This window comes from Paenibacillus sp. FSL L8-0436 (genome assembly GCF_038593025.1).
Taxonomy (GTDB): Bacteria; Bacillota; Bacilli; order Paenibacillales; family Paenibacillaceae; genus Paenibacillus_AQ.
This window is the reverse complement of the sequence record NZ_CP151955.1, coordinates 4,849,431-4,871,478: the sequence shown is the minus strand read 5'-3', so window position 1 is coordinate 4,871,478 and position 22,048 is coordinate 4,849,431. Positions and strand designations below refer to the sequence as shown.

The following is a 22,048-nucleotide window of genomic DNA, read 5'->3' as shown; positions in this document are numbered from 1 at the left end:
ATGAGAGTCGTTAGAACGATTGAACAGCTGCGTGAAGCGCTTGAATATATGCGCCAGGGCGGGCATACTCCTATCGGCTTTGTGCCGACCATGGGATATCTGCATGAGGGACATGCAAGCCTGCTGCGCCGGGCTGGGGAAATGAGCAGTACGGTAGTGATGAGCATTTTTGTTAATCCGCTGCAATTTGGGCCAAATGAGGACTTTTCCTCTTACCCGCGTGACGAGCAGCGTGATTTGGAGCTCGCGGAGCGTGAAGGAGCCGACATCGTATTTATTCCCGGTGTGGAAGAGATGTACCCGCAGCCGATCCGCGCCCAGGTATCGGTCTCTTCGCTGACCACGCAGCTGTGCGGGGCATCCCGCCCGGGGCATTTTGATGGAGTCACCACAGTTGTAAGCAAGCTGTTCAATATGGTACAGCCCGATTACGCCTTTTTCGGACTCAAGGATGCCCAGCAAGTGGCGGTTCTGCGCCGGATGGTAGCTGACCTGAATATGAATGTTGAAATCGTGGCCTGCCCGATCATCCGTGAAGGCGACGGACTCGCGCTTAGCTCACGCAATGTGTATTTAAGTGCAGAGGAACGCAGCCAGGCTCTGGTATTGTCCCGTTCGCTGCGTGAAGTTCGCCAAGCCATGGAAGAAGGTAAGGTCCGGACGGTTGAAGATGCCCGGAAACTGCTGGTGTCAGTCATTTCAGCTTCTCCGCTTGCCGTCATTGATTATGCGGAAATATTGACCTTCCCGGGCCTGGAAACGCTGGATGGTGCTTCATTGCTGAGTGATGCTGACGGTGAAATCATTATTGCACTTGCCGTGAAGTTTGGCAGAACCCGTCTGATTGACAATAATGTATTTAATCCCAAGGAGGTTGCGACCCTTGTTTAGACATATGATGAAATCCAAAATACACCGGGCAACGGTTACCGAAGCCAATTTGAATTATGTGGGCAGTATCACCATCGACGAGAACCTGATGGAAGCCGCTGATTTGCTTGAGAACGAAAAGGTACAGATTGTCGACAACAATAACGGCTCCCGGCTGGAAACCTATGTCATTCCGGGACCACGCGGCAGCGGCGTCATTTGTCTGAACGGAGCAGCGGCCCGTCTTGTTCAGCCGGGGGATACTGTCATCATCATCTCCTACGCGATGCTTTCGGCCGAGGAACTTGCAGGGCATAAACCAACTGTAGTTTTTGTCGATGGCGAGAACAAGCCGGTGAAGCTGGCCGATCATGAGATTCATGCTACGATTGCTTAATCACCGGACCTAAGCCATGTAATCAATGGCAGGGATGAAGAGTCCCCCACTTGCGAAAAATGAAGGCAGGCAAGCTTAGGCTGATTTCATTTTCAGTAAGGGGGGATGTCCCGTGTTTCAACAATTATTTGCTGAGATGAATAAGATGCTTCAGGAGATCGCCACGGATTACCCTACTTCGGAGGGTGCCCGCCGGGATGATCTTTTATGCAAGTACAACATGCTTCACCGGCTTAGCGATGAGGTTATGGACGAGTGGCTCGCCTTTGCCGAGAAGCTGAGTCATTTCCGGGAACATGCGGAATTTCCGCCACAGCCGGACGAAGAGATGCCGCAGCAGGAAGCGCCTGAGCTTGCCATGGATTCTTTTGTCAGAGGGCAGGGCTACTACAAGTTGTTGATGTACCGGAAGTGTATTGATCAATTTAAGGAAGTTATTGCGCAGCACCCCGACAGTCTGGCGGCCCGCCTGTATTTGGCCATGGCCTATCTGCAGGAGGGCGACGGGGAGACCGCATGGGGGCATCTGGATCATATGCTTGCGCTGATTCGCGAGAACAAGCTGAAGGCGATGATCTACAATGCGCTGGGGTGTATCAGAGCTTCCCAGGAACGCTTCAATGAGGCAAGGGAGCTGTTCAGCCTTTCTCTGCTTCATGACCCGGCACTCCCGGAACCGAATGTCAATCTGGAGGTTTGCCGCAGGCGGGGAGGAAAGCTGCAATTCGGAAATCAGCTTGTTTCGCTTTTGTAATCATAGCCCACTCATTTAAGCGATGCATCCACTTCAACAAGCGGTGTGCATCGCCTTTTTTCGTAACTTCTGTTATGCTGATAAAGAGTCTCAAGTGAAAGGGAATAGAACTTATAATGAAATTTGCCGTGCTTGATTTTGAAACTACGGGAACCCAATCTGTGGGTGAGATCATCCAGGTTGGCCTTGCCATTATAGAAGAAGACCGGTCCATCTCCCGGGTGTATGGTTCTTACGTCAAGCCCGGAACACCGATTCCTCCTTTTATTACGGGCTTGACCGGCATCACCGATGAAGATGTGAAGGATGCGCCAGAGCTGGATGAGATGATGATGGAGCTCGTCCCGCTGCTTGACGATGTAGTGCTTGTTGGACATAATGTTGCTTTTGATTTCCATTTTTTGCAGAATGCTTTAGACCGCTGCGGCTATTTGCCGTTTCAGGGACGGATTCTGGATACGATCGATTTCCTTAAAATATGCTTTCCGTCCCTAACGACCTATCAGCTGGGTGCGGTAAGTAACCATTTTGGCATCACGCATGACCGTCCGCACCAGGCGGACAGTGACGCAGAAGCTACAGCGATTGTGTTTCTTAAATGTCTCGAAGAGCTGTATAGTTTGCCTCTGCTGACCATTCAGCGGCTTAACGAGCTGTTTGCCGATGAAGACAGTGATTTGGCCTGGTATTTTGACGGCCTGCTGCGGGAGCGCGAGATGGAGACCTTCCAGCCGGAAGGAGAGCTGAATTTTTACCGTCAGCTTGCACTGGCTGTAGGCGACTGGACTGAGCTGGCGCCTCCAAGAGAAGAAGGTGTTGGCAATCCTGTGGAGAATGTATCCTTTGAGGATTATATGGCCGAGGTAACCAAACGGCTTAAGGATACGCTTCCGCAATATGAAAGCCGGGAAGCCCAGGAGATCATGATTGGCGAAGTGAATACGGCCCTTCAGGAGGACAAGCATCTGCTGATCGAGGCGGGCACGGGTACCGGCAAATCGCTCGGTTATCTGCTGCCGGCCATTTATCAGAGCGTACGTACCGGACAGAAGGTTATGGTCAGCACCCATACCATCAACCTTCAGGATCAGCTACGCGAACGCGATATCCCGCTTCTGACCAATGTTGTGCCTTTCCCGTTTAAGGCTGCGATATTCAAGGGGAGAGGGCACTATTTGTGTCTGCGCAAGTTTGAACATAAAATAAATAAAAAGGACTTTGTAAGTCCCCGGGAAGAAGCGCTTACGGCAGCGCAAATGATCGTATGGCTGACCCAGACGGAATCGGGTGACGATGAGGAGCTGAATTTGAGCGGTCGCGGCGGGGATTTCTGGGAGACGGTAGCCAGTGATACCGATTCCTGTCTGGGCCGTTCCTGTCCGTGGTTCCGCAAATGCTACTACCACCGGGCCAAATATGAAGCAGGGATTGCCGATGTGGTCATTACCAATCACTCCAAGCTGTTCGCAGACGTCAAGGCCGGGCACCAGCTGCTTCCGGCTTATGAGCATCTTGTCATTGACGAGGCTCATCATTTGGAGGATGTGGCCGGCAAGCATCTGGGCATGCAAATGAAGTATTTCACGGTAGCTCATACGCTTACAAGGCTGTATAAAGACAGCCGCAGCGGTCAGCTGCCGGCACTGCGCCAGACTCTGCAGTCCTCGGGCAGTGAGCAGGCTTCGGAGTGGAGCAGCGTAATCGATAAAATCTATCCTGACCTGCTTACCGTAAAGGAAACTTGGGATACACTAAGCGACAAGCTGTTCGGCCTATTGCCCGAACGCAGCGATGCAGCGGCAGGTGAAGCCGGCCAGCTGGTCACACGCCTGCTTCCCGGCAGCAAGCCTAAAGATTGGGAAGAGCTGGCGGCGCTGGAGAATACGCTGCACTTAGCCTTGAGCGACATCATCCGCAGAGGTGACAAAATGCTCAGCGAGATGCGCGACACGGAGAGTCAGTCGTCTTCGGACAGCCTGGTGACCGATATCGGAGGCTTGTTCAAGGATTTGGCATCCATCCGGGAACAAATCCGTTTCTTTATGGGTCTCAGTGACGATAATATCGTGTACTGGATGGAAGGGAGCGGCAACTACCGGGGCAAGTCGCTTCAGCTCTACGCCGTGCCTGTCGATGTAAGCAGCCAGCTCAAGGATCTGTTCTTCGACAAGAAGAAGAGCATAGTGCTGACGTCTGCCACGTTATCGGTCGACAAGTCCTTTCAGTTCATGATTGACAACCTTGGTCTTTCTGAAGCCTCTGAGCAAGGGCGTCTCATGACAGCGCTGCTGCCTTCACCGTTCAAGTACCGTGAACAGGCGCTGCTTGTCATCCCGCGCGATTTTCCCAGTGTTAAGGGCAGCGTAGGCGATGCGCGTTTTGTAGACAAGCTGGTGCATTCGCTGGCTGAAGCGGCGGCGGCGACCAAGGGGCGGATGCTGGTGCTGTTCACCTCCTACAAAATGCTACGCCAGGTTTATGATCCGCTGAAAGAGGCCTTGGCTTCCCAGGACATTACGGTTCTGGGCCAGGGTGTGGAAGGAGGCAGCCGCAGCAAGCTGATCCGGCGTTTTCAGGACAGCTCTGCATCGGTATTGCTTGGAACAAGCAGTTTCTGGGAAGGAGTCGACATCCCTGGCGAGGCGCTGACCTGTCTTGCGATTGTAAGGCTGCCGTTTCAGCCGCCGAATCATCCGCTTGCCGAGGCAAAGGCGGAGCTTCTGCAGGCCCAGAAGAAGAATCCTTTTATGAAAATGTCTGTTCCACAAGCAGTGATCCGGTTCAAACAGGGTTTTGGGCGATTGGTTCGCACAGCGCAGGACCGGGGAATTGTTATTGTATATGATACCAGGGTTATCGAAGCTTATTACGGGAAGTACTTCCTGTATTCACTCCCTGGTCCGAAGATGGAGCACATGCTTACCGATCAGATGGTTCCGCGGATTGCGGAATGGCTTGAAGAGGGCGGCGTTTCCTAATCTGTCATCGTTTATAAATTTTTTCCATCTCTTTGTACCATGGGCTGTGTCCCGTTCGCAGAGCGGGCACTGCACGTGGTTGTCATACGATATCGCGTCAGTGCAATTCTAAATTAGGAGGAGAAAACATGAAATCGGATAAAATATCGGAGGCCGTCGTTCGCAGACTCCCAGTGTACCTGCGTTTCCTGAACGATCTCCAAAAGCGTGAAATCTCAACCGTTTCTTCTCAGGAACTCGGGCAGAAGCTGGACCTTAATCCGGCGCAGATTCGTAAGGATCTGGCCTATTTTGGTGATTTCGGCAGAAAAGGCATTGGATATGACGTGTCTTATCTCATCGAAAAGATCCGTCACATTCTGAAGCTGGATCAACAAATCAATGTGGCCCTGGTAGGTGCCGGTAACCTCGGTCATGCCTTGTCCAATTACAATGCTTATCTGAAGGATACTATGAAAATCACCGCTGTATTTGATTCTTACGCTCCCAAGATTGGACAAAAGATCAACTCTCTTACGGTTCAGCCGATGGAAGAGCTGGGTCAGACCATCCGTGATCAGGGAATCCGGATCGGGATCATCACTGTACCGGACAGCGAAGCACAGAATGTAGCTGATATTCTGGTAGAATCGGGCATCGAGGCGATCCTGAATTTTGCACCGGTCATTCTGAAGACACCTTCAACCATCCGGATTCATGCTGCTGACTTTACGACTGACCTGCAAAGTCTGGCGTATTATTTACATGATGGAAAGGAAGGAATTACAGATGAGCAGCAATAAGATGATAATTGCAAACGGACGTTTTCTGGTTCCCGGAAGCGAGAAGCCGGTCCTGAGCGGTTATATGACTATAGAAAATGATTTGATCACATACATAGGGGAAGAGAAGCCCGTTATTGAAGAAGGCACAGTGACGCTCGACGGCAGCCGGCTGCTGTTCATGCCGGGTCTGGTCAATACCCATGGCCATGCTGCGATGTCGCTGCTGCGCGGCTACGGGGATGATATGGTCCTTCAAGCCTGGCTGCAGGAGAAAATGTGGCCGATGGAGGAGAAGTTTACCGGAGATGATGTCTACTGGGGCACTTCCTTATCTGTTCTGGAAATGCTGAAAGGCGGCACAACCACCTTTTTGGATATGTATGATCACATGGACCGGGTGGCCGAGGTGGTCGAGCACTCCGGCATCCGTGCGGTGCTGATGCGCGGTGTTATTGGTCTATGTCCTGAAGAAGTGCAGAATCAGAAGCTTGCGGAAGCTGTTGCGTTTGCCCGCAACTGGCACGGCAAGGCTGACGGCAGAATTACAACCATGATTTCACCGCATGCCCCGTATACTTGTCCTCCGGACTTTTTCATGCGGTTTGTGCAGGCGGCACATGACCTGGACCTGCCGATGCATACGCATATGTCGGAAACGCTGCGTGAAGTGGAGCAGAATGCCGCTGATTACGGCCTGCGTCCTGTAGCGCACCTGGAGAAGCTGGGGATGTTCACCCGCCCGTCCTTAATCGCCCATGGTGTCCACCTGAACGATGAGGAGATCGAAATCCTCGCCCGCCACAAGGTGGGTGTGTCCCATAACCCGGGAAGTAACCTGAAGCTTGCCAGCGGGGTTGCACGGGTGCCTGAGCTGCTGAGAGCCGGAGTCAAAGTTTCGCTCGGTACGGACGGGGCGGCAAGCAACAATAATCTCGATATGTTCGAGGAAATGCGGCTTGCAGCATTGATCCATAAGGGAGTCAGCGGTGATCCTACCGCAGTTCCGGCACCGGAAGCGCTGCTGATGGCTACGCAATATGGGGCGGAATCGGTCTTCCTGAACCAGGTGGGCCGCCTTGCAGCGGGGATGAAGGCTGACTTTATTGCAATTGATATCGATCAGCCCCATTTACTGCCGCATAGCGACTTGCTCTCCCACGCCGTGTATTCGGCCAGCGCCAAGGATGTCGAGCATGTCTGGGTGAACGGCAAGCAGGTTGTGAAGCATGGTCAGTGCCTGACACTGGACGAGGAAGAAATCCGCCGCAAGGCGCAAGAAACTTTTGAAGGGCTGCTGAAGCGGTAATTCGACTGCCGCCGCAGTTGACTTTATGACGTTTCATATATTAAGGAAAGGAAGCTGCATTTTGAGGAAAAGGAAAAAATGGCTTCTGCTGGGGATCGCTCTGTTTCTGCTCATTTTGTTCGGTCTAAGCCAATTTTATGCCTATATCATGAAGGACCAATGGAATGAACGCAACGCGGCCAAAGAAGTTGCCAAGACCCGGGCGGGACTTACTGAGATATCCAAGGCGCAGAAATCGGTATGGGACGAAAATTCGGTGTACTGGGTGCTGACGGGAAAAAATAAAGCCGGTACGGATCTGATGGTGTGGGTACGTTTCACCGTGGACGGCAAGCCGGCCGGCGGTGATAACGGAGTTTATGCGGAAGAGCTGGCCAAAGGAACCTCGGAGAAGCAAATCCGCTCCATCATAGCCTCCCAGCTGCCCGGCATCGATATTAAACGGCTGCTTCCGGGTGTATATAATGGAGAATACGCCTGGCAGCTTTTTTACAAGCAGGAAGGACATTATTATTACAAGTTCTTTCGTTTTGCGGATGGTACAGCAATCGGTGATGGATATACTTTGCCGAGCAAGTAGAGGCAGGCTTGCAGTAACAAATAAAAAGCGGACAAAGCGGAAAGCGCTTGTCCGTTTTTTTTGCATAATATTGCTAATAAGTTGAACTAAAGCACAACCTAGAGGCAAAAGCAGCGGAGGGGAATTTTGGAACTGTAGGAGCGATAGGCGGTTTTTTTACTCTGACATTTTGTGAAATTTATATGATCATTGGAATGAAACATTGATTCTGAGGATTAAAGTACATGTTCCTTGAACAGGTGGAGAGATACGTTTGAAAACGATGATGAGGCTTTACCAGGAGGGCAGAACGGACGCCATGGGTGCAAGCTATTTCACACTGGCTGAACTCTTGAAAGGCGAGAAAATTGTAAAAAATGTAACAAGCAGTAGATAATAATTAGTTGATGATGGGGGAAGGGCATGGATTATTTAACGTTAACGGTGTACGCGGTTTCTCTATTATTGATGATAGGGAGTAGATAACGAAGTATATACAAATAGCAATATCGACGTTAGGAGAAGTTAATACATCAGTAGAATAGAAAAGGGCCTGAATGGATTAATCATTCAGGTCTTTTTTGCCGATAAAGGAGCAAGGATTGAAGGGAATACCCAGAAATTAGTATCAAAAATTTTAAATATATTCACACTTTCGTGCGAAATCGTATATACACCTGTGATATACTTCTACTTGTATTAGACATGCTTAAGAGCATGTCAGTCTCGGATGAGCGCTAGACACGCTATTTATTGCAAATTCATATATTTAGGTTTGGTCAACTTGAGAGGAGGACGTTTCTTGAAACTGCGTCTTGTGCCTGTACTGCTAACATCTCTGTTGTCTGCTGCACTGCTCTTTGGCAGCTTTTATGCTTATCGTCAATTTGCGGTCCATGAGCCGCTTGATAAGATAGTATCGGCTTATGAAGGTGTTAATCATTCACATATTACTATTAACCGCAATGAGGTAACCTTGAAACTGGATTTGAAACCTGGCACGAAATTGCGCGAGCTGGTGCAATACGTGAACACTGAAGGCAAGTCAGCCATTAATGGCCGGGCGCTTAAGCTGGACGTTGATCAGCACTCCAGTAAACTGCTCGACGAATATTGGGATAAGGCGATGTTCTCAGTTGCAGAAGCAATGGAAAGCAAAAAGTATACACTTATACCTGCTAAACTAGATGGATTGAAAGAGCAATTCCAGGAATACAAGAATGTGACAGCAACAACTGAAATTGATGACAACAACGTCTATGTTAGCCTGAGCAACGGTGAAGAGAGCAAGTTCATCATTTTACCGCGTGCAGCGGCAACGATGGGAGTGTGGAACAATGCCTAAGTGGTGGAAAGAGATTGTTGCCGGATTTGTTCCGGTGCTACTGATATTTATGGCTTTTGTGGGCATTAACATTATTCCTGTAATCATAGCAGCCGGTATGGTTTGTGCACTCCTGGTGATCGCCCATTTGCGCGGCGGGTTGACAGTGAACGCGGGCGGGGACAAGAAACGTAAGAAGGATGGCCCTTCCAAACTTACCTTCGAAGAAATCGGCGGCCAGGATAACGCGAAGCAGGAGTTGCGGGAAGCGCTTGATTTCCTGATCCGTCATGAAGAAATCAGCAAGTTCGGGATTCGCCCGCTTAAAGGGATCTTGCTTACAGGCCCTCCGGGAACCGGTAAGACGCTGATGGCCAAGGCTGCGGCTCATTATACCAATTCCGTGTTCGTTGCCGCTTCCGGCAGTGAATTCGTGGAAATGTACGTCGGTGTCGGTGCCGGACGTGTCCGTGACTTGTTCAAGGATGCCCGGACCCGTGCAGTGAAAGAGAATAAGCAAAGTGCCATTATCTTTATTGATGAAATTGATGTTATCGGCGGCAAACGCGAAGGCGGCCAGCAGCGTGAATACGATCAGACGCTTAATCAGCTGCTGACCGAGATGGACGGGATCTATAACAATGATACACCGCGCATTCTGCTTGTTGCGGCAACAAACCGCAAGGAGATGCTGGATTCAGCGCTGCTGCGTCCCGGCCGCTTTGACCGTCATATCCAGGTGGATATGCCTGACAAGAAGGGCCGCAAATCAATCCTCGATCTGCATGCCAAGAATAAGCCGCTGCATGCTGAGGTGAATTTAGACAAGATCGCCGAGGAAGCCTACGGTTTCTCCGGTGCACAGCTGGAGAGCGTCATGAACGAAGCAGCGATTTATATGTTGCGCGAGAATCTGACTGAAGTCGAGCAGCGCCATCTGGCGATGGCGATCGACAAGGTGATGATGGGTGAGAAGACTGACCGCGAAACCAATCATGAAGAGAAACAGCGGGTGGCCATCCATGAGCTTGGACATGCTATTATGGCGGAGCTGCTGCGTCCGGGCAGCGTCAGCCAAGTTACCTTGACTCCGCGTGGACAAGCACTTGGTTATGTGCGTCATAACCCGCAAACCGAACAGTATTTGTATACCAAGGATTATCTGGAGAATCAGATTATGATCGCGCTTGGCGGAGCAGCTTCCGAGGAGATGTATTATGGGGGCCGCAGCACAGGTTCACGCGGTGATTTCGATCAGGCGCTGAATATTGTCGAGACCATGATGAAGTCGGGACTCACGTCTCTTGGGATCGCCAACCTGGAAATGGTAACTACAGAAGAGCTGATGAAGGAAAATAGCAAGATTCTGGATGAGCTCATGGTTCGTACCCGGGACCTGCTCCAGAAGCAAAGAAATGTATTTGATTACTCTCTTGACATTTTAATGAAGGAAGAAGTCCTCTCCGGAGAGCAGTTTCGTTGTCAATTTCGTGACAGTGTCCTTTTACCGGCATAATTCTTTATGCCGGTTATTTTTTTTTACTTTTCAGACATGCTAAGATATTATTATATGTCGGGCTACATATTTTTTACGACAGAAAAGGTACAATACAAAAGTATAGATACCTGAAAGGATGGAGACTTTTTTATGAATTTTAAAAAAATAGGTGTCATCGGCGGGGGCACAATGGGACAAGGGATTGCTGAAATGCTGGCAGCCAAGGGTCTTGATGTTATGCTGGTAGAGAAAAACACGGAAAGACTGGAATACTCCTACGAAATGATCGAGACAAGTCTTGATAAGCAATTGGAGAAATGGGCGATTACCCAAGCAGAAAAGAAACTGATTCTTAGCCGCATCCAAAAAGTGACACATTTCGCCGAGCTCAGCTCGTGTGATATGGTCATCGAAACAATTACGGAAGACCTGGAAGCTAAGCAAAAAGTATTTAATCAGCTCGACCAAGTGTGTCCGAGCCACATTATTCTTGCCAGCAACACGTCAACGCTCAGCTTGACGGAGCTTGCCAGCTCTACAATGTACCCGGAACGCGTAATCGGCATGCATTTCATACATCCGGTAGGTAAAGTGGATCTTGTGGAGATTGTACGTGGACTGAAGACCTCTGACAGTACCTTTGAAGATACCAAAGCTTTTGTTGACGAAGTCGTTGAGAAAAAAGGCGTAATGATTTATGAATCCCCAGGATTTGTTACTTCGCGCCTCATTTGCTTGTTCATTAACGAAGCTATGCATGTTCTGCAGGAAGGTGTCGCTTCCCCAGAGGATATTGACGACGCAATGCGCATCGGTTATCAGTTCCAGTATGGACCGCTTGAAATGGCTGACCGTTTCGGTCTGGATTCGATTCTTGCCGCACTGGATAACATGTTCCGTGAGTATGGGGAACTGAAATACCGTCCATCGACTATTCTTAAGAAGATGGTGCGTGCGGGACAACTGGGCATGAAATCGGGCGAAGGCTTCTTCAAGTATGACAAGGATGGTGACCGTGTATGAACGTATTAGTAATTAACTCAGGAAGTTCTTCTTTGAAATATCAGCTGTATAATATGACAGATGAATCTGTATTGGCCAAAGGGCTGGTAGAACGCATCGGGATGGATTCTTCCATTCTGAACCATAAGCCAACAGGCAAACCGGAAGTCACTGAAGTCAGTGAAATTCTGGAACACAATACCGCCATCCGCAAGGTTCTGGCTTGCCTGACAGACAGCGAGCATGGCGTAATCAGTTCGATCGAAGAAATTAATGCCGTAGGCCACCGTGTAGTTCACGGGGGAGAATTCTTCAAGGAATCTTCATTGGTTGATGGCGATGCCAAGTCGAAGATCCGTCAATTGTTCGACCTTGCTCCACTGCACAACCCGGCTGCTGTGATGGGGATTACGGCTACAGAAAAGAATATGCCCGGCGTTCCGCAGGTTGTTGTGTTTGATACAGCCTTCCACCAAACGATGCCTGAGAAGGCTTATATGTACGCTATCCCAAGAGTGCTCTACAACAAATACAAAGTCCGCCGCTACGGAGCACACGGTACCTCGCATGATTTTGTCAGCAAAGCTGCAGCGGAATATCTTGACCGTCCGCTCGAGGATCTGAAGATTATTACTTGTCACATCGGTAATGGTGCGAGTGTTACTGCGGTTAAAGGCGGAGTATCTATTGATACTTCCATGGGGATGACACCACTGGAAGGTCTGATGATGGGAACACGCAGCGGTGATCTTGACCCGGCAATCGTTCCTTATGTGATGAACAAGGAAGAGCTGTCCGTAGGCGAAGTGAATTCTATGCTCAACAAACATAGTGGATTGCTGGCTATTTCTGGCATCAGCAGTGACATGCGTGATATTATTGATGGTGCAGAAAAAGGCGAGCCTAACTCTACGCTTGCTTTTGAAATGTATGAATACCGTCTGCGCAAATACATCGGTTCTTACGCAGCAGCCATGAACGGTGTGGATGTTATCGTGTTCACTGCCGGCGTGGGTGAGAATGCATCCCTGTTGCGCGAAAAAGTGCTGAATCAGCTTACGTTCCTCGGAATCGAACTGGATACAGAAGCCAATAAGGTTCGTTCCGGTGATCCGCGCCGCATCTCTACAGTTGATTCCAAGGTGCAGGTGCTTATAGTACCGACGAACGAAGAGCTTGTTATTGCACGCGATACCTATCGTATTGTGCAAGGGGTTAACGGCTAAACTAGAGGAGAGATCGTAGGCATGGCAAACAAGAGTGTAATTAAACGCGTTAATGAACATGTCGGAGAGAGTGTTGTTATCGGCTGTTGGGTAAACAACAAGCGCTCCAGCGGCAAAATTCAATTCCTGCAGCTCCGGGATGGTACAGGCTATATCCAGGGTGTTGTAGTAAAATCCGAAGTGCCTGAGCAGGTCTGGGATGATGCCAAAAGCCTTACCCAGGAAAGTTCCTTGTATGTGACCGGCATTATCCGCGAAGAGCCGCGCGCTCAATCGGGATATGAGATGACCGTAATGGGCATCGAGGTTCTGCATCTTACAGAGAACTACCCGATCACACCGAAGGAGCATGGCATCGATTTCCTGATGGATCATCGTCATCTCTGGCTCCGCTCCGCGAAGCAGCGGGCCGTACTGGTGATCCGTGCAGAGATTATCCGTGCTATTCAGCAGTTCTTTAATCAGAACGGGTTCACAAAGGTGGATCCGCCGATCCTGACACCGACATCGGCTGAGGGCACCACCAACCTGTTCCACACGAAATATTTTGATGAGGATGCCTATTTGACGCAGAGTGGCCAGCTTTACATGGAAGCTGCAGCAATGGCGCTGGGCCGCGTGTATTCCTTCGGTCCTACCTTCCGTGCTGAGAAATCAAAGACCCGCCGCCACTTGATCGAGTTCTGGATGATCGAGCCGGAGATGGCTTTCACGGATCACGAAGAAAGTCTGAAAGTTCAGGAAGAATTCATCAGCTTTATCGTACAATCCGTACTGACCAACTGTCGTGCTGAGCTGGAAGCGGTAGGCCGCGATGTCTCCAAGCTGGAGAATATCAAAGCGCCGTTCCCGCGTATTACTTATGATGATGCGATTAAGTTCCTGAACGATAATGGTCATGAAATTGCCTGGGGCGACGATTTTGGTGCGCCGCATGAAACTGCAATTGCTGAAGCCAATGACAAACCTGTCTTTATTACGCATTATCCGGCTTCGTTCAAGGCTTTCTACATGAAGCCGCATCCTGAGCGTCCTGAAGTTGTACTTTGTGCGGATATGATTGCTCCGGAAGGTTACGGGGAGATTATCGGCGGATCGCAGCGGATCGACGATCCGGCATTGCTGGAGGAACGTTTCAAAGAACATAATCTTTCGATGGATAGCTATAAATGGTACATGGATCTGCGCACCTACGGTTCAGTGCCGCACTCCGGCTTCGGTCTTGGACTCGAACGCACAGTGGCCTGGATTTGTGGTCTAGATCATGTGCGAGAAACGATACCGTTCCCTCGTACGCTGTACCGTCTCTACCCGTAAGGGCACAAAGGGGGCTGGTGCATGGACGGCAAAGGATGGAGTACATGGGGCGAAGGAATGGCTGCTGGTCTTCAGAACGGAATGGCCATCATTCCTTATGCACTCTTGAAGCATTACCGGAAGCTGAATCTCAGCGGCAGTGAGGCGATGCTGCTGATTCACCTTCTATCGTTCCGGCAGGTAGAGGGGATCGACTTTCCTTCTCTGGAGGAACTGCAGGCTGTAACAGGCCGAAGTATCGCTGTCATAGCGGGAGAACTGCAGAAGCTCATGAAGGAAGGGTTTATCAGCATCGACGAAGATAATGATGAGCTGAGAGATATCCATTATGAGCGCTACAACTTCTCTGGAATGTATACAAAGCTGGGTGCTTATCTGGCTGAAGCTGCGAAAGAGGCTTCAGAGGATAAAAACGCTGGCACGGCTCCTTCACGCGAGGCAGCCCGCTTTACTACCGGTTTTCCCGTTCTGGACGGGGGATACGGCAGAACGGCTGTCGCTGTACCCGGCAAGGCCGCTGAGGAGAGCCGCAGTCTGTTCAGTATCTTCGAGAAGGAATTCGGCCGTCCACTCTCTCCGATGGAATGTGAAACAATCTCCGGCTGGGTGGATCAGGACCGGTACCCGGAAGAGCTGATTCTGCTTGCCTTAAAGGAATCGGTATTCGCCGGGAAGGTTCATTTCCGCTATATTGACCGCATCTTGCTGGAATGGGCCCGCAACCGGGTGAAAAACGCAGAGGATGTTAAGAACTATACACAGAAGTTCCGCAGTGGTGGAAGATAGCGGCACAAACGGAAGAACCCTGTTGCTGGGAATAAAGCAGCAGGGTTCTTTTTTGTTGTTTGCAACAATCGAAGCGAGGATGACATTAGAAAAGCTGAATAATAAGAAGCCCGCGCCATTCCGTGAGGAAGTGGGCTGCGGGCTTCTGTGCGATCCTGAGTTGCACAGGCTGGAGTTTAGGACAGTTCCTTCTCCAGTGCAACACCCATCTCGCGTGAGCGTTCTGCGCAGCGGTTAACTGCGGCTATGACCGATTCGAAGAAATCGGCCTTTTCGAGCACCTCAATGGCTGCTTGCGTTGAGCCGTTTGGCGAAGTGACCTTCTTGCGCAGTGCTGCCGGTTCCTCACCCGTCTGCTGCACCATGCGCGCAGCGCCGAGGACAGTCTGCACGGTCAGCTCAGTGCTTTGCTGCGGTGGAAGTCCGCCGCGGATGCCGGCAGCGATCATCGCTTCCATCATGTAATAGATATAAGCCGGACCGCTGCCGGAAATTCCGGTTAAGGTTTCCATCCGTTCTTCCTCAATCACAGCCGTAATGCCAACGGATTCAAAGATGTTGAGCGCCGTACGGCGTCCGTCTTCATTAACTTCTTTGGAATACACAATTCCCGTCGCTCCAAGGCCAATGGAACTGGAAGTGTTGGGCATCGTACGCACAACAGGCTGAGGGGTGCCCAGCAGGCCATGAATCGTGCGGACGGTCAAACCGGCAATTACGGAGATCACCAGCTGATCCGGTGAGAGCACAGGTCCTAATACGCGCAGCGCTTCGGCAGCGTCCTTGGGCTTCATCGCCAGGACAATGACTGGAGCCGTCCGCAAATGTTCCATTTTTTGTTCCGGATCATTGCAGCCAAGTACGCCGTAACGGCTGCGCAGCTCAGCCAAACGCTCGTTGCTGCTTCGGTTTAGCATAACGATATTGTTGGAATCGATGACATTGCGGGCAATCATGCCGCGTACAATTGCTTCTGACATTGAGCCTGCGCCATAAAAAACAATTTTATGATTGATTAGTGGAATTGCGGGTTGCTGACACATGGCTAAAAGTCCCCCTTGTTCTTTGTACTAACTCCGGATTTGGCCGGAGCCATATATTTTATATTTGCATGAAGTGAGCGCGGGCAGGCCCATCGGGCCGCGGGCGTGCAGCTTCTGGGTGCTAATTCCGATTTCGGCGCCGAATCCAAATTCAAAGCCGTCTGTGAAACGGGTCGAAGCATTATGGTATACAGCTGCTGCATCCACTTCCTGCAGGAAACAGGCTGCATGTTCAGTATCTTCGGTTACAATACACTCGGAATGTTTGGTGCTGAACTCGGCAATATGCCGCAGCGCTTCATCCAGTCCGCTGACTATCCGGACGTTAAGAATATAATCATTGTATTCTGTAGCATAATCCTCTGCAGTAACCGGCAGTGCCCAAGGTACAAGGGCAACCGTTTCCGCACAACCGCGTAATTCTACAGAAGCTGTGCGGAAGGATTCCGCAAGGGAAGGTAAATATTGTACGGCATAGTCGCGATGAACGAGCAGCGTTTCCATGGAATTGCATACGGACGGGCGCTGGGCTTTGGCGTTCAGGCTAATTTGCTCTGCCATATCAGGACGGGCGCTTGCGTCGAGATAAGTATGGCATATACCCGCACCTGTTTCAATTACCGGAACAGTAGCGTTGAGCACAACATTCTGGATCAAGGAACTTCCGCCGCGCGGGATAATGACATCCAGCAGCCCGTTAAGTTTGAGCATCTCATCGACGGAGGAACGGTTTGGGTCCTCAATCAGCTGCAGTGCACCAGGCGGTACCGCGGTTTGGGCTAAGGCGGCATGCAGCACTTCAACAATTTTGCGGTTCGAGGACAGGGCGGAAGAGCCGCCCCGCAGAACTACGGCATTGCCTGTCTTAAGGCAGAGCCCGGCCGCATCCACGGTAACATTGGGACGGGCTTCGTATATAATCCCGATCACGCCAAGGGGAACGCGGATTTTCTCAATGGAGAGACCGTTCGGACGGTTGATGGTTTCCAGCGTGTCGCCGACAGGATCGGGCAGCACGGCAATTTGCTGCAGACCTTCTGCGATGCTGTTGATCCGTCCGACATCAAGGGCAAGCCGGTCAAGCATCGACTCTGGAGTGCCAGCCAGCCGGCCGCGTTCCAGATCTTCGCCGTTAGCGGCAATTATGGCTTGTGCTTCGCGGCGGAGGGCCTCCGCCATTATAAGCAGCGCTTCATTTTTTTGACCGGTAGTCAGGCTTGCCAGTACACCGGTAGTTTCTTTGGCCAAGGTGGCTTTATTCACGACTTCACTCATATCCGTTCCTCCTAAAGTTTTATTAGCCAAGCATTCAGAAACGTCTTCTATTAAGTCTGAATTAACATATTGTTGATTTCTTAGGGTCAATCATCAACCTGGACGTTACCGTAAAGTAATCCATTCATCACGGTGGATGACCTCAAGCCTGTGTACTTCGCCCAGCTTCGGCACAATCTCACGGCTGGGAAGCCCCTGAATGCTGCGGAGCTGGGCATCATCATAATTCACAATGCCCCGTCCCAGCAGCATAGCGTCTGGACCGAGTACTTCTACAACGTCGCCGGAGTGGAAGCTTCCTTCGATCCGCTTGACCCCTACGGGAAGCAGACTGTGGCCCCCGTGAAGCAGTGCTTCAACGGCTCCGTCGTCCACATAGAGGGAACCGAGCGGCGTGGACATGAAGCCGAGCCACTGTTTTTTGACGGGCAGAGAAGAGAGCGTGGTGGCAAAATACGTACCTTTGCCGTCGCCTGTTGCTGCCAGCTCCAGATCGCCGGGTTCGGTGGCTCTGCCGATAAATACCGGCACTCCGCCGCGGGTTGCAATCTTGGCGGCATCAATTTTTGAGCGCATGCCGCCTGTCCCTACACTTGAACCTGCACCGCCGGCGATAGCATAAATCTCCGGCGTAATTTCCTCCACTTGCCGGTAACGAACGGCATCAGGATGCTTGCGCGGGTCTCCACTGTATAATCCGTCCATATCCGTGAGGACGAGCAGACGCGTTGCCTTCAGCAGGTTGGCAACCAGAGCGGATAGAGTGTCGTTGTCGCCGAATTTCAGCTCGTCGACAGACACGGTGTCGTTCTCATTAAATACCGGTACGGCACCCTGACGGAGCAGCTCTTCTACCGTCATTAAGGCGTTGTTCATCGCCCGCCTGCTGCAGAAATCGGTGCGGGTCAGCAGGATCTGTGCAGTTGGTATTCCATGCTGCGCGAAGGCTTCCTGGTACGCCTGCATCAGCAGGACCTGTCCAACCGCCGCCGCTGCCTGCTTCTCATGCAGAAGCTTCGGACGGGACGGGTAGCCGATGCCGCGGAATCCGGCAGCTACAGCGCCGGAGGTTACTAGCAGGACCTCGCAGCCAGCCTGCCGGAGTGCGGCAATCTCGGCAGCGAAGAAGGCCACGGCGGAGCGGTTTAACCCGCCCTCCGGACCGGTAAGTGAGCTGCTGCCGATTTTGACTACGATTCGTGTCGTCATTGTTCTTCACTTCCTTCTTGAAATAATATAGATAGCCCGGAAAACGACAAAAAGCCCCCATCCTAAGACTTAGCAAAGGACGAAAGCATTGATTACTTCCGCGGTACCACCTTCATTGATGAGGGTTCATCCGACTTCATTCTCATAACGGGAGTTTCCGTCCTGCAGGGGCAGGCCGCTCGGGGGTAGGATTCAGAAATGACAACCGCGGTAAATTCTCTCAGCCTGCCGGAATTTACTCTCTGCTCGCGGATAGAGACATTTTCTTACTGGTCCCGTCTGCACGTTTCACTATTTGACATTTAGAATACCACGGCAAAGTGCGGTTTGCAAAGGGAGAACGAACTAATATTTTTCGGGAATAGCTGGAGTTCCAAATATTATGTTTATCCTCTGGGAGAATTTTCAGAATCAGGCCATTCGGGAATTTGTAGAGGAAAAATCCGGTGATTCCAGAACAAAGGGACCGGCGATGAAAGCACAGCCCGTAGGACGGACGATCAGAACCGATTGATAACCCAGTATAATTTGCGCAAATAGCGGGTGGCTCGTATGGAGCTGACTTGAAGATAGGATCTTATTCATACTTGAATACAAAAAATGCCCTTTCGTTTCCTTTGCCGGAGCCGAAAGGGCATTTTTAATTACAGGCGACACAATAATCATTTTGTTCTGTACTACTCATCCGTGAGACCTGCAACGGTTGCTTTGAAAGTGCCGATGAAGGCTTCTGCAGCTTTGGACAAATAGCGGCCCCTGCGGTACGCGATCACCAGGGTGCGGCTTGGCACAGGTTCGGCCAGCGGCAGATAGACGGGCACAAATTCGCTGCGCGGGGCACGGGCGATAAAGTGTGGCACGAGTGTAACGCCCATTCCGGTAGCTACGAGGGATTGAACCGTCTCCATATTGTTGCTTTCAAACACAATGCGCGGCTCAAATCCGGCTTCGCGGCATAGCTCCACCGTCATTTTGCGGAACCCCTGGCCTTCTTTAAGCACGATGAACGGCTCATCCTTTAATTCTTCGAGAGAGGTGCGTGTACCCTTTGTGCTTCGGGAAGCCAAAGGATGCTCCGGCGGCACGGCCAGATCAATCCGTTCTTCACCAAGCACCTCGTAAGCAAGAGTGGGGATTTCCAGCGGGAGGGAAAGCAGGCTGAGATCAGTCTGGCCGATTGCAGTCAGTTTCTCGAGATTCATTGAAGAATCCTCAAGCAGTGTAATTTCCACATCGGCATATTTCCGCTTGAACACAGGGAGTACATGGGGCAGCAGATGTGCTCCGGTGATCGGCATGCTGCCTACCACCACGCTTCCTGTACGAAGCTGGGAAATATCAGACATTTCCTGGCGCAGCAGCTCCACGGCGTCGATAATCGCTCCTGCCTGTTCCACAAACTTGTGCCCGGCATGGGTAAGCTCTACCGAGCTTGTATTGCGCTGAAACAGCATGACCCCAAGCTCTTTCTCCAGCTTGGACAACTGCTGGCTGAGCGAGGGCTGGGCGATATGCAGTTTATCCGCAGCACGGGAGAAGTTCCGTTCCGCCGCGATTTGCAGTGCATACTGTAATTGTCTTAGTTCCATTAGTAAGCTCCTTGAATGAACATGATTGCTTATAAGTATAACCTATAGTAAGTCTGCTTAATATAGGTTGGGTGACCTGGCCAGAACTATCCACCTGAAGGTGGGATAGTAGCACAAGAAAAAACAAATCCTTAGAGCAGGTTAGATTCACCTCTAAAGGCATAGGGATTTCAACCGGTGCATGGAATACAGTCCGTGCTGCACTTACAGCGCGTGGATTGGTTGCAGAGACTGTTTATGGTCAGTTTGGTTCCTTTGTTTCGATGTTAATCGGAAGCGGAAATGACGTTACCCAAATAAACACTCATGGTATAGCTGCAGGGCATGCAGAATTCGACGAAGCTCCATTTCGTGTGGATATGCAGTCTCTATCCAAGGCGACAACTTGAGATCTTGCAGAAGGTTGATCATGCAGTCGGTGAAATGTTGGCCGCGATACAACCTAAAGAAGAACCGGAACCAAAAGAAAAGTTGAAAGAATCAACTTAGTGAGAAGCAAACCTGCACAGCGCCGATTTTAGGCGTTTTTATTTTGCCCTCAGAGATCATACGATGATAGGTTTTTGACTAACATGAATTGTAATGAAGGTGAAACAACCTTATCAATTAATTGCAACCCATTCAGTGGTCCTTCCTTTTAGTGTGAGAACTTAAGGATAACAGACCATCGCCGATTGGGTTATTTTTCTATGTTACGATTTTTCGACAAGAACTTTTGCCTGTCCAGTTCATAAGATAAAAGCATTTTTTGTTGGAGACTTTTATGATATAGAAAATTTGATGAGTTTACTTACGGAGGCCTTATATACGCTTAATGAGTAACAACGGAAAAGTTTAAAGGATTTATCAGTCTTCATGGGAGTGAACGTTATGGCGGACCAGTCCGTAAATTAAGTCGGGAAAGTGTGAAGATCGCAGATGCTTACTATATGAGAGACGAATTTGAATTTAGATTGGTCTAGCGTGAACGACACATAGTAAGTCTTAGAGAGCGATACAGACTTTCTGGCGGCTGCACTTGTCAGTCCAAAGTATCCGTATGTACCGCGAAGAACCGGACCCGATCGGTCATTTGATGGATTATGGCGGCATTGTTGAGGGGTATTCACCAGAGACAATTAAGATTGCCGGTAGTTGGTTTATGCGTGAACGATTTGAATTTAGAGCATACATAAAATAACCCGCCGGGCTTCGGCGGGATTTTCTTTTTTTGTCTTCACGTCTTTTTTGAATGCATAAACTATTTGACGAAGTTGGCTACATATTAGTATGGAACTCCTGATATACATCTGGATAGAGCCATTCCGAATAGATCCTGGTCGAATACATGATATTGTCGATTTTGATCAAGCAGCCAATTCGCAAAACCTGCGGCTGTTCGATAGTTAGCAAAATCTTCAGAATTAACCCCATACTCAGCTAATTTAATCATTATTGCGTATTCCTCATCCGACAATTGAATGCCTAGTTGAGAAAGTTGTCTCTGACGGATTCTTCGTGCAGAGTCATCTTGTATTACCCGGTGTTTATTGGACACTTGTCCTTCGTGAGGCCGATAGTACATTAAATTGTGAGGGAGATTCGCGAATTTCGCGCTTGAGGAAAGCCTGTTCCACAATTCGTAGTCCTCTGCATGAGGGTAATTACAATCATAACGAATCCCGAGACGATCTATAGAGCTTCGGCGCATCATAACAGAAGGATGTAGAATGCAGCTGTAAAATAACAGCCAGACCTTAATTTCTTCGTGATGCATAGGATTTAACTTGACTGGCCCGAGGTAGTTCGTTGTATATCCTGTTCCGCAAATATCTATGGCGGGATTAGTGTCCATAAAATAAGCCTGCACTTCCAAGCGATTTAGTGCTGCAATGTCATCGCTGTCCATACGGGCGATGTACTCGCCTTGGGCCAGATCAAGTCCTTGATTCAGTGAAGTGACAATCCCCATATTCTCAGTATGAAATATCTTTTTTACTCTAGTATCCATTATTTCATGTATAATTCCCGCTGATCCATCTGTCGATCCGTCATCGATTATTATCAATTCTAGATCGTTTAGCGTTTGCAATAAGATTGTGGTAACTGCTTCATGTAAAAACATAGCGTTATTGTAGACAGGCATAATTACAGATATCCTTGACACCCAGC

At 50.1% G+C, this 22,048-nt stretch carries 19 protein-coding genes; 14 read left to right on the top strand and 5 right to left on the bottom strand.

Features of this window, described 5'->3' with window-relative positions; genetic code table 11:
- From panC to NSS79_RS22310, 13 genes are all read left to right on the top strand, one after another.
- Positions 1–891, top strand: coding sequence for a pantoate--beta-alanine ligase (gene panC, locus NSS79_RS22370; RefSeq protein WP_342436208.1), 891 nt, complete (start codon positions 1–3; stop codon positions 889–891).
- Positions 884–1,267, top strand: a complete 384-nt coding sequence (gene panD / locus NSS79_RS22365; protein WP_038594422.1) for an aspartate 1-decarboxylase — start codon at positions 884–886, stop codon at positions 1,265–1,267. The genes panC and panD overlap by 8 nt, the downstream gene beginning before the upstream one ends.
- Before the next feature lie 112 nt (positions 1,268–1,379).
- The gene (locus tag NSS79_RS22360; RefSeq protein ID WP_342436207.1) at positions 1,380–2,021 is read left to right on the top strand and encodes a hypothetical protein; all 642 of its coding nucleotides are present in this window, start codon (positions 1,380–1,382) and stop codon (positions 2,019–2,021) included.
- Between the two features lie 116 nt (positions 2,022–2,137).
- Positions 2,138–4,999: an ATP-dependent DNA helicase DinG gene (gene dinG / locus NSS79_RS22355; protein ID WP_342436206.1), complete on the top strand. Its 2,862-nt coding sequence runs from the start codon at positions 2,138–2,140 to the stop codon at positions 4,997–4,999.
- Positions 5,000–5,088: 89 nt separating this feature from the next.
- Positions 5,089–5,781 carry a redox-sensing transcriptional repressor Rex gene (locus tag NSS79_RS22350; protein WP_269322574.1) on the top strand — a complete coding sequence of 231 codons (693 nt, stop codon included), beginning with the start codon at positions 5,089–5,091 and terminating at the stop codon, positions 5,779–5,781.
- Positions 5,768–7,069, top strand: a complete 1,302-nt coding sequence (locus NSS79_RS22345) for an amidohydrolase (protein ID WP_342436205.1) — start codon at positions 5,768–5,770, stop codon at positions 7,067–7,069. Before NSS79_RS22350 ends, NSS79_RS22345 begins: the two co-directional genes overlap by 14 nt.
- A gap of 61 nt (positions 7,070–7,130) precedes the next feature.
- The gene (locus tag NSS79_RS22340) at positions 7,131–7,649 is read left to right on the top strand and encodes a DUF5590 domain-containing protein (RefSeq protein WP_342436204.1); all 519 of its coding nucleotides are present in this window, start codon (positions 7,131–7,133) and stop codon (positions 7,647–7,649) included.
- Positions 7,650–8,430: 781 nt separating this feature from the next.
- On the top strand, positions 8,431–8,973 hold the full coding sequence (locus tag NSS79_RS22335) for a hypothetical protein (RefSeq protein WP_038594401.1): 543 nt from the start codon (positions 8,431–8,433) through the stop codon (positions 8,971–8,973).
- A complete protein-coding gene (locus tag NSS79_RS22330) occupies positions 8,966–10,468 on the top strand; it encodes an AAA family ATPase (RefSeq protein ID WP_342436203.1) in 1,503 nt (500 codons plus the stop codon). Before NSS79_RS22335 ends, NSS79_RS22330 begins: the two co-directional genes overlap by 8 nt.
- Positions 10,469–10,600: 132 nt before the next feature.
- Positions 10,601–11,473: a 3-hydroxyacyl-CoA dehydrogenase NAD-binding domain-containing protein gene (locus tag NSS79_RS22325; RefSeq protein WP_038594395.1), complete on the top strand. Its 873-nt coding sequence runs from the start codon at positions 10,601–10,603 to the stop codon at positions 11,471–11,473.
- Complete coding sequence (locus NSS79_RS22320) at positions 11,470–12,678, top strand: acetate kinase (RefSeq protein ID WP_038594392.1); 1,209 nt, start codon at positions 11,470–11,472, stop codon at positions 12,676–12,678. The genes NSS79_RS22325 and NSS79_RS22320 overlap by 4 nt, the downstream gene beginning before the upstream one ends.
- 21 nt (positions 12,679–12,699) lie before the next feature.
- Positions 12,700–13,995 (top strand): asparagine--tRNA ligase, encoded by a 1,296-nt coding sequence (gene asnS, locus NSS79_RS22315; RefSeq protein WP_342436202.1) that lies wholly within the window; start codon positions 12,700–12,702, stop codon positions 13,993–13,995.
- Positions 13,996–14,016: 21 nt separating this feature from the next.
- Positions 14,017–14,781: a DnaD domain-containing protein gene (locus NSS79_RS22310; protein ID WP_038594388.1), complete on the top strand. Its 765-nt coding sequence runs from the start codon at positions 14,017–14,019 to the stop codon at positions 14,779–14,781.
- A gap of 176 nt (positions 14,782–14,957) precedes the next feature.
- On the opposite strand, the gene proC is transcribed toward NSS79_RS22310, so the two are convergent.
- From proC to proB, 3 genes are all read right to left on the bottom strand, one after another.
- The gene (proC, locus tag NSS79_RS22305) at positions 14,958–15,824 is read right to left on the bottom strand and encodes a pyrroline-5-carboxylate reductase (protein ID WP_342436201.1); all 867 of its coding nucleotides are present in this window, start codon (positions 15,822–15,824) and stop codon (positions 14,958–14,960) included.
- 27 nt (positions 15,825–15,851) lie between these two features.
- Complete coding sequence (locus tag NSS79_RS22300) at positions 15,852–17,099, bottom strand: glutamate-5-semialdehyde dehydrogenase (protein WP_342436200.1); 1,248 nt, start codon at positions 17,097–17,099, stop codon at positions 15,852–15,854.
- Between the two features lie 105 nt (positions 17,100–17,204).
- Positions 17,205–18,308 carry a glutamate 5-kinase gene (gene proB / locus NSS79_RS22295; RefSeq protein ID WP_038594380.1) on the bottom strand — a complete coding sequence of 368 codons (1,104 nt, stop codon included), beginning with the start codon at positions 18,306–18,308 and terminating at the stop codon, positions 17,205–17,207.
- A 382-nt stretch (positions 18,309–18,690) separates the two neighbouring features.
- On the opposite strand from proB, the gene NSS79_RS22290 reads away from it, so the two are divergent.
- A complete protein-coding gene (locus NSS79_RS22290) occupies positions 18,691–18,822 on the top strand; it encodes a hypothetical protein (protein ID WP_342436199.1) in 132 nt (43 codons plus the stop codon).
- A 163-nt stretch (positions 18,823–18,985) separates the two neighbouring features.
- Here NSS79_RS22290 and NSS79_RS22285 read toward each other — a convergent pair whose 3' ends face one another.
- Together NSS79_RS22285 and NSS79_RS22280 are read right to left on the bottom strand one after the other, a co-directional pair.
- Positions 18,986–19,897 carry a LysR family transcriptional regulator gene (locus NSS79_RS22285; protein WP_342436198.1) on the bottom strand — a complete coding sequence of 304 codons (912 nt, stop codon included), beginning with the start codon at positions 19,895–19,897 and terminating at the stop codon, positions 18,986–18,988.
- Between the two features lie 1,264 nt (positions 19,898–21,161).
- Entirely contained in the window at positions 21,162–22,043 is an 882-nt protein-coding gene (locus NSS79_RS22280; RefSeq protein WP_342436197.1) for a glycosyltransferase, read from the bottom strand.
- Positions 22,044–22,048 lie beyond the last annotated feature (5 nt).